We start from the raw sequence: 9,375 nt of genomic DNA, 5'->3' as shown, positions 1-9,375 counted from the left end.
CGGCCTTAAATCGATTTATGATCGAATTCGAAGACCGATTAAAAGATGTTATTTAAAACTGGCAGTTACACAAAATGTGTTACAGGGTCGCGCCTTAGCGCCTTTCTTGTGTTTGTTGCTTAAATATCATACGTCATTTTTAGCTAGGCGGCCGTAAGAGATTAGATCTTGAGTGATTAAAGCCGCTTCTTCTAAGTAAGGATCTAACTCTGAAAGTACTTCTGGTAAATCATCTAAATTGTCAACTGGCTCTAAACCTAAGCGCTTTAAACGCTCATTACTACGAGCTAACGAACGCTGCTCAGCTTCTTCTCGTTCTTTCAAACGGTCAGCTTCAACTAATGATATTTGCTTATCATCTTTTTGTTGCTTATAGCGCGCAATGTCGTCGTAAACATATTTAAATTCAGGTTCTTTTTGAACGCGAGCATCATGCTTGGAGCGCAAATATTGAACAACAGGCATTAAGTTATCTAAGCTATTGTAGCTGGCTCGTTTGATGCTATCCCAAGGCAATGCATTATCTTCTTGACTCTCACCCCACTCTTCAGGCTCAATTGCAGAGGGTAACATTACATCAGGAATAACTCCTTTATTTTGTGTACTGCCACCATTTATACGATAAAATTTTGCAATTGTATAAGTTACACTACCTAAAGGGTTACTAAAAAGATCATAATTCTTAGTTAAGCCACGGTGCTGCTGCACTGTACCTTTACCAAAGGTTTGCTCTCCAATTACCACACCGCGGCCATAGTCTTGAATTGCTGCAGCAAAAATCTCCGATGCCGAGGCACTATAGCGGTCAACCAATACCGTCATTGGACCATTATAAAACGTGATGCCATCTCTATCTTTTTGCGCTTCAACTCGGTTATATGCTGTATGGATCTGAACCACAGGGCCTTGATCAATGAACAAACCTGTTAGCTGAGTGGCTTCATATAAAGAGCCACCACCGTTTTGGCGGAGGTCAATCACGATGCCATCAACTTTTTGCTCTTTGAGTTTCGCGATTTCTACTTTTACATCTTTCGACAAGTTATTGTAAAAGCTAGGTATTTCTATAACACCAATTTTACTCGTTAAATCAGAATATTTGGCTTCAAACACTTCTGATTTAGCAGCACGGTCTTCAAGTCGAATTTTGTCACGCACGATTTCAACCACTTTAGGTGTGCCGTGCGTATCCGAACCTTTTAAGTACTGTAATCTGACTTTAGTACCTTTTGGCCCTTTGATTAAATCGACCACATCATCTAAGCGCCAACCTATAACATCGACAAAGTCTTCTTTATCTTGCGCGACACCCACGATGCGATCGTCTGGTTTAATCTGCTCTGATTTATCTGCTGGACCACCCGGAACAAGTGAGCGAATAATGGTATAGTCTTCATCATAACCTAATACCGCACCAATCCCTTCTAGTTCAAGATCCATATCCATCTTGAACTGCTCAGCTCGACGAGGTGAAAGGTAAGATGTGTGCGCTTCGACGCTACGAGCAAACGAGTTCATTACAACTTGAAAAGCATCTTCACTCTTAGTTTGTGTTAAACGTTTTAATGTATTGCTGTAGCGCTTGGTTAAGACTTCCTTGATGTCTTTCCATTCTTTTCCAGTCAATTTCAAGCGTAATGCGTCTGACTTAACGCGTTGACGCCAATACTCATCAAGCGCTTGTTGCGTTTTGGCAAACTCAATGTCTTCACGGTCATAATAAAACGCATCTGGTTTATCAAACGTCATTTCATCTTCAAGTAATGACAGCGCAAATTGAAAACGTTCAAAACGACGCTTCATACTCAAATTAAACATGTCGTAGGCAAATTCCAATTTGCCACTTTTTAACGCATCGTCAAATTGCTTTCTAAATGCACTAAATTTTTCAATGTCGCTTTGCAGGAAAACTGAACGGTTATAGTCAAGCGAGTCAACATAGCGATCAAAAATCTCTTCCGACAAAGCGTCATCAAAACTAAATCGTTTGTAGTGCTGTCGAGTAAATAAGTTGGTCACTCGTTTGCTAGCCGTCGTGTGCTGCGCTTCCGGCGCCAAGACCGGAATATCCTTCTCGGTAACGGTATTTGATGATGCAAATGTTGCTCCTGACAATAACGCAGCAACAATAGGAATGAGTGTCAACTTTTTACTCATACGCACAACTCCTTAAACGATGTATAGGCTGTCTGCTTTAGTTTTTACTTGCATGCCTGTTACTAACTCAACATGAACTTCATCTTTGTTCACTTCAGTAATGGTTGCATTGACAAGTGCTTGGCCTAATTTAACTTTTACTTTGTTATTAACCTTGACCTCATTTGCCGGCAATGGTTCAACTTTACCTGAACTACGTTTAGCTTGTTGAGGGGCTGGCTTCTTGTTAACTCTAGCGTTTTTATCGCCTGAACGAGGATGCGGTGCACCTTTCTTTTTGTAAGATTTTGTTTCACCATCTTGGCGAGGACGTTGTGGCTTTTTGCGTTTAGCCATTTTCGCGCGGCTTTCTTCTAACGCTTTTTGAGCATGTTCAACGTGTTCTTGCTCTACTTTTTCTGCGTCATTGCCATCTAAGTCAATACGGAATTCATGTTTTGTAACGGCTTCAAGGTAACGCCAATTAGAAGTGTATTTACGTAGTGCTTGACGCACCTGCGTTTTACTCACTTTCTCTGAACCTTCGATACGCTCAGCGATATCTTTAAAAATGCCGACTTTTAACGGCTTGATGCCGTCTTTTTGTTTAAAACACTGAGGAAACTCTGAATATAAAAAATCCAGTACCTCATTAATATCTTTTAGCTTGTTTGTGGTTTCCATTTTTGAACCTATTTATGATATCTGCTCATCTAAAGATGATTGGATATAGTGTGTTACCCAGTCTGTTAACTCTTCAAATTCAGCCTCAAGTAAAGCCAAATCACCACGAAGATGTTCCCAAATACCGTTTATTACATTATCAATGATTTCACATTCGAGATCATCAGGTAATTGCTGCCACGCAAAATGGATTAACTCATTGAGCGTTTCGGCAATTTGCTCTTCTTCGCCTTCCCAGTCACCCACGTCGGCAATCGAAAATAAATAATCTTGTACGTTCAGTAGGTCTTTCACGATAGCGTCAACTCAAAACATTTAACTAGTGCTTCAAGTCCTTCTTTATCATCTTGATCAAAACGACTCAAGCTAGGGCTATCAATATCTAAAACAGCAAACACTTCACCATTTTTAAATACAGGCACGACAACTTCAGAGTTTGAGGCCGCATCGCACGCAATATGCCCTGCAAATGCATGCACATCTTCAACCAATTGAGTTTGTTTTGTTTCAGCAGCCGTACCGCATACCCCTTTTCCCATTGGGATACGAATGCATGCCGGATTTCCCTGAAACGGACCTAAGACTAGCTCCTGTGGACTATCCACAAAATAAAATCCAGCCCAATTGACATCTTCAAGTGATGTAAACAACAACGCACTTAAGTTGGCCATGTTAGCAACAACGTTACTTTCGCCACTAATGAGCGCCTGTGCTTGTTTTGTGAGTGATTGATAAAAATCTTGCTTTTGCATTTATTAAATCGCGGTTACAACATACAAAAGCCTAAGGTACTCTTTCAGAGAATTAATTGAAACCTTTTATGGCGAAAAAGTATTAAATAACTGTAAATATGAAGTCAGTTGGCTAATTTACATGCAAGCTGCTATTAAAAGCGCCGTAATCCGTATAGAAACAGCCCTGCCGCAAGTGCTGACATGACAGCATTAACAATAAATGCTCCGCCACTTTGGGCAGCAAATATATAACTAAAAAATGCCCCACCTAATAAGCCTAATGTCAGCACAGCACTAAACCGTACCTTGTTATGCTTGTACATGAAAAGATAGCCTGGCAACACAAAAACGCCCATGGCCAGACCAGCAACATGTGCATTTAAAAGTGCGCTGACAAGCAGCGAAGCAAATATCGGTAATGCAGGCATATTACTGATAAACCCATAGTACAATCCAAGTAACGCCCCCATCAATAAAGGTGATAGTAAAGACAGCGCTACGCTTTTTAGTAATCTGTTTTTCATGTCACTTATCCGGATTGTGTTTCAGCTGCCCACAGACTGCCTAAATGTCATTAAAATTACCAGTGGACTTTGGTCTACACACGAAGCCTGCTGTCAAAGCAAGCCAATAACAGAATAGCTTGGCAAATTCATGCAAAAACTGATGCCCACATACAGACTGACAGTCACCACCCTAAAAGGAAAAGGCTTCTGCCAGCTCAATGATTAGTTACCACTTTTTACGCGTTAAAAGCGATTACTAATCCAATATGCTAATTTCAATTTCTGCCAAAATCCGTTAGCTTCTACCGAGCGCTTTAATCTCGCTTTTAAAGTGGCTTGGGCATGCACTGCGAGATCATTACCCACAACCTTTTGATAATCCCACTGACACCTTCTGAGTAAAGGGTTTAATTCATCCCGTTTATTTTCTAGTGAGTCATTTCCCAATGCCAAAGCAACCTTGATTGTCGAGTACACATATTTCTCAACGTCTATCAACTCTTCATAATCAATCACTTCCAAGTCTTCTTGATATAACGCTTTGCCATTTCTTAAAAGTGCATAGGTATGCCAAAGCCGAAGGTTATGAAGGGCGTTATCTGGCGCTTGTTGAACACCTTGGAAAACAACGTCTGACGCACTATCCCATTTCCCAAGCATTTGCAGCGCAAGTACCTGTTGGTAGTATACAAAAGCGGGCAAACTGTCTTTTATTTGTGTACTTTCAAATAATTTGACCATGCTATAGTAATGCCCCGCTTTTATGTAGAGATTACTTAACTGTTGTATCAAATCAGGCGATTTTTTAACACGCTCAAATACCTTGGAAAGCACGGTATTGGGGGGAATGATACTGTTGTCATTCCAATATTCTAACAATGCTAAATAGGCACCATCAGACTGCTCGCTGTTATGATACGTTTCGATCTCTTTAAGTACTGGTTTGTAATTTTGACCTTTTACCTCTGCCAAACACTTATCTATTAAATAATAGGTTTGGACTTTAGTTAATGATTCAGTTCTCTGCCTTAAAATACTAACGAGCTCGTCGAAAGTATACTTTTCGCGAAGTGCGATAAAAGGCGCGTTCAAACACCAGTAATCAGCATGTTTATCCTGTACGAGAAAATCATACTTTTCACGTGCTTCAACAAAGCGATTTAATTTGCAAAGAATAATGATCTTGCGAGCATACGCGTAACAAACTTGGTGATACTTTTCAAATACTTCAATGGCTTCAAGAGCACTTTGGAACTCTTGATATTCTATTAAGCAATCTACGTAAGTGAGCACGATATATTGTTCATTGGGAGAAAGTTCAACCGCTTTTTTAAGGTAGCCTTTTGCTGCTTGCTTATCTTTGACACTGCCATGATTAAATAAATTCTCACCCACATAACACAGTATTTCAGGATCATGCTTATTTTGCTCTACACTTCGATAGCAACACTCAATGTATGTTGCCTTGTTTCCAACATCCTCAAGCAGTGAAAATAACCGCTTCCATAGGTAGCTATAGCCATGTGAGTTGAATAAAATAACTTTAAGCTTTGTAATCGCTTCTTCTTTTTTTCCTATATCTATTAACGTATCTATATATTGCATGGACAGCTCAATTGGCAGGTTTTGCTCCCAAGGAGTGTTATCCAACACGTCGAGTGCTTTTCTGTACTCTCCCTTTCTTGAGAAAAATTGTGCTTGGTCTTTATAAGCGGGTGCGAAATAAGGATCGCAGCTAATCGCCTTTTTAAGGAACGCAAACTCTTCATTTTCATCGTCACAAATATAAGCCAAGTCCCTCCATACATGTGCCCGATAAGGAGATTGTTTTGACAGTTCATATGCATACTCATAAGGAACAGCTGCTTGGTCTAGGATTTCACAACAACTAACTAGTTGATTCCAAGCCCATCGATAGTCCGTACTATATGAAACAGCTTTTTTAAGCACTTCAAGGGCCCGACTATGATCACCGAGCTTTATTAATAAATCTGCTAAATATCCGTACAACACTCCATCTTTTGGATTGTGCTTAATGGCATTTTCAATAACTAACACAGCCGCTTGATATGACTCGTGCTTTTCTAAAATCTCGCACAGACGTTTAGATACATCCGCCCAAGTAGGATTTTGCACCAAGGCCTGCTTGTATGCGTCAATTGTTTTATCAATATCGCCCTTTAATTCGTATAATTGGCCTAAATCATTGTAAAATCTTGGTGTTAGCGGAAAGCGCTCAATACCTAACTCAGTGTAATGCAACGCTTGATCTAGCTCGTCGTACTGTTTGTAGAAATTGGCCGCCAGACTATATGAATACCAAAGATGAGGATATTGATTTAACAGATATTCTATGAACTCCCAAAGTTCTTCTTTTGGCAAAATTGCGTTAGCCTCAAACCAGAAGTTCCAAGCTGAATCACCAAATATGACTTGTTCTTTGATTTGCGAGAATACAAATTGGAGCGCAGCCTTTTTATCATCTTTATTAAAACTAGCATTCATCAATACATTAAATGCAAGATCATTATCAACTGATGCTCTAAGCGCACCTTTTGCAACCTCAATAGCCTTGGTGAAGTCCCCTACTTTCAGATAGCATTGTGACAAATAACCAAAATTGACATTTTCACCATCTATCTTGTCACATGTTTCAATCGCCAGTGCCAGCGCGCGCTCATTTTCGCCAAGCTGATGCCTGACATCGATAAGTTGCCTGCGTATCGCACCGTAATCTGGCCGTAAGGCAACAAATTTGCTCAGCACTTTTTCTCTATATGTCGCATCAGTATGCCAATCGGCAATGTAATCCATTACCTGCGTATTTTCAGGGTTTGCTTCATAAAGGTCTTCTAACGCTTTATCTACCAAAGCATAGTCACCCGTTTTATCCAGCAACCTTAAATAGCCATTCGCAAAGCGCCCAATAAAAGGGCTTTTTGAAAATGCCCGCTGATAAAAATCAATAGCAGACTGGAAGTCTCCGACCATTTCATTCTTGCGCGCGATGAGTTCGTGGTACTTATCAGAATCTAAATATGACTCTAACTTGTCATTTAGACTTTCAAACTTGTCAATCAAGCCATTATCAATGAGTTTGAATGATAAAAAGTAAAGCAGTTCTGAATTGTCTGCGTGGTATTCAAGCGCCTCAAATAAGTAGTCGACTCCAATATGTTCCTGACCGAGTGTTTCTAACGCGTGATATAACGAAAATGCAGGCAAATGCGACCTGATTATATATTTGTTAAACCGGCTTTTGAGAATGGCTAATGCTTCGTGTTCTTTTTTTAAATAGCGCGAAGCCTTAAAAAAGCTTTCGATGTACTTGCTGTTCGTCTCGTCCATGCAGTAAGCGTAAAGATAATGCTCAGTAGCAAGTTTAAACTTCTGCCCGACCCAATAGTAATTTGCTAAGGACCAGTGTGAATATGCCGAGTACCCACCGTATTTCTTTAGCTTTCCTAACGCACTTGCTTTAATCTCATTGTGATCATTCGTATCGTAAATTTGGTCAAATAGCACCCCCAACACATCAAGGTTGTGGTACTCACCTAAGTAATCATCAAGCATCGCTAAGCCTTCATTCCTTTGCCCTAAGTCTCGCAAGCAATAATACTTAGATGTGAGTAACACAGTTTGATTTGGATACTTCTCAAGCAGCTGATTGGTCAGGTTCAGTATTTTACTTGTGTCGTTGTTCCAAATTGCAAAACTTCGCTCAACTATCATTGTGATTCGATGGCCCGGCGCAACCTCTTTTAACTTTTGTAACGCTGTTTGAGCGCCCAAATAATCACTTCTTTCCTCTGCAACTGTGTAATCATCCCAAACGGGAAATAGATCAGCGGCCGGAAAATCAAACTGATTTAGCAAATGCTTTTTTTGTTGCGGCACGAAAACAATACACCTTGCACCATTAAATGCTTCGAACTCTATTGTTTCGTTGGTGAGTGTTTCTTGCATTATCGGAGTCGAGGGGTCCATCAGGTAGAGCGTGCCCACCTGCTTGTTAAACCCAATCACTGCCTGAATGTGTGAGGAAAAACCGCCTGTTGTCACTAACGCAAATGGAATATCATTTTCTATCAATGCATAAGCAAGGCTCGCTTCTAATTCAAACTCCTTGTACACATAATTATTATCCCTTAACCACTTACGCTCTTTGGTATCTGGTGTGCCATCAAAACAAATTTCGTCAGCAATGTCTTTACTATTTCTTTTATCACCCCAGTATTCACATAACGCTGCAAAAGTTGTTGGGGCACACGTCATATGTGCTTGTTTTAAAAACGGCACACCTAAAACCTTACGGTCAAATTCACCGTTTGAGCTTTTCAAATTGTCACTGACAATTTTCCAGTAACCTGCTTGATGATCTGATAACAGCTCAATTGCGCTACCCAACTCTTGTTTATGGATTGCAATTTGTGCTTTCCACAACACTAACGACTTATTCTCAAGTTTATCTTCGACAATTCTCATCATTTCAAATTGACAGATAGCACGTTCACACTCGATCCAATTATGAACACTTGCTAGTAAAGCTGCATATTCAAACCATACATGTGCCGATTGATATTTATTGATATACTTTTGATAAAGCGCAATTGACGCTTCTGCGCCATCAGTCACAAGAAGAATATTCGAGAGTACCTTAAGATTGTATGGGTACGGGTATGTATCAAAATGACGCTGAGCTTGCTTTTTTGCTTCTACATTTTCATCCTGATGGTGTAATAATTGAATTTTTAGCGAGGTGAGCCAGCGATCTGTTGGAGATTTGGCAATTGCCTCATCTAGCAATAATTCCGCTTGTGCATAGTTTTTAAAAATTCTGTGAATGAGAGACTTAAAGCCTAGGAAGTCGGTTTCGTGTTCAGTCCCTTTTGCGAAGTATTGTTCACACTCTTTAGCAAATTCGTTTGCCAGTATAGGGCCTTTCGTATTCAATACATAATAAAGCACACGATTAAGTAAGCTTGGACACGTTTTATTTTTACGCCAATGCCTTAGCAAAATAGCATCAGATAATCTATCTCCGCCTAAATTGCCATACAGACGAATCGCTATATCAACTTGTTCAGGCCTTTGCCATGTTACTATTGGCCCCCAATGACTTTGAGCCTTCTCAAGGGCATCTTTGTAAAAGCCCGTTTTGCATAACTCTTTCAAGGCTATACTCAGTGCTACGTCGTTTTCTTGCGCTAATTTCACTTCGAACATTATTCTTTTATCGGTACAACTTTCATTTGCGCGACAATAACACTATCTAAATTGTAAGCAAAGACCAAAGCTTCCCTATTCACAACCTG

At 40.0% G+C, this 9,375-nt stretch carries 6 protein-coding genes; all 6 read right to left on the bottom strand.

Translation table 11 applies throughout. The annotated features are described in order from the left end of the window. Positions 1 to 126: 126 nt before the first annotated feature. A complete protein-coding gene (prc, locus tag ACW689_RS20835) occupies positions 127 to 2,157 on the bottom strand; it encodes a carboxy terminal-processing peptidase (protein ID WP_476294259.1) in 2,031 nt (676 codons plus the stop codon). 12 nt (positions 2,158 to 2,169) lie between these two features. Next, positions 2,170 to 2,820 carry an RNA chaperone ProQ gene (proQ, locus tag ACW689_RS20830; protein ID WP_476294257.1) on the bottom strand — a complete coding sequence of 217 codons (651 nt, stop codon included), beginning with the start codon at positions 2,818 to 2,820 and terminating at the stop codon, positions 2,170 to 2,172. Positions 2,821 to 2,832: 12 nt separating this feature from the next. Then, positions 2,833 to 3,114 carry a hypothetical protein gene (locus ACW689_RS20825; protein WP_476294255.1) on the bottom strand — a complete coding sequence of 94 codons (282 nt, stop codon included), beginning with the start codon at positions 3,112 to 3,114 and terminating at the stop codon, positions 2,833 to 2,835. Further along, positions 3,111 to 3,572, bottom strand: coding sequence for a GAF domain-containing protein (locus ACW689_RS20820; protein WP_476294254.1), 462 nt, complete (start codon positions 3,570 to 3,572; stop codon positions 3,111 to 3,113). The genes ACW689_RS20825 and ACW689_RS20820 overlap by 4 nt, the downstream gene beginning before the upstream one ends. A gap of 134 nt (positions 3,573 to 3,706) precedes the next feature. Beyond that, complete coding sequence (locus ACW689_RS20815) at positions 3,707 to 4,078, bottom strand: hypothetical protein (RefSeq protein WP_476294252.1); 372 nt, start codon at positions 4,076 to 4,078, stop codon at positions 3,707 to 3,709. A 225-nt stretch (positions 4,079 to 4,303) separates the two neighbouring features. Then, positions 4,304 to 9,286: a tetratricopeptide repeat protein gene (locus tag ACW689_RS20810; protein WP_476294251.1), complete on the bottom strand. Its 4,983-nt coding sequence runs from the start codon at positions 9,284 to 9,286 to the stop codon at positions 4,304 to 4,306. Positions 9,287 to 9,375: the final 89 nt, after the last annotated feature.

The organism is Pseudoalteromonas sp. ABE4_541, from assembly GCF_056312285.1.
Note: the sequence above shows the minus strand (reverse complement) of the source record. Positions and strands in the feature narration are given on the sequence as shown.

Excerpts from the sequence above, each read along its gene's own strand:
- prc (WP_476294259.1), bottom strand. The coding sequence starts at position 2,157 with ATGAGTAAAAAGTTGACACTCATTCCTATTGTTGCTGCGTTATTGTCA.
- proQ (WP_476294257.1), bottom strand. The coding sequence starts at position 2,820 with ATGGAAACCACAAACAAGCTAAAAGATATTAATGAGGTACTGGATTTT.
- ACW689_RS20820 (WP_476294254.1), bottom strand. The coding sequence starts at position 3,572 with ATGCAAAAGCAAGATTTTTATCAATCACTCACAAAACAAGCACAGGCG.
- ACW689_RS20815 (WP_476294252.1), bottom strand. The coding sequence starts at position 4,078 with ATGAAAAACAGATTACTAAAAAGCGTAGCGCTGTCTTTACTATCACCT.
- ACW689_RS20810 (WP_476294251.1), bottom strand. The coding sequence starts at position 9,286 with ATGTTCGAAGTGAAATTAGCGCAAGAAAACGACGTAGCACTGAGTATA.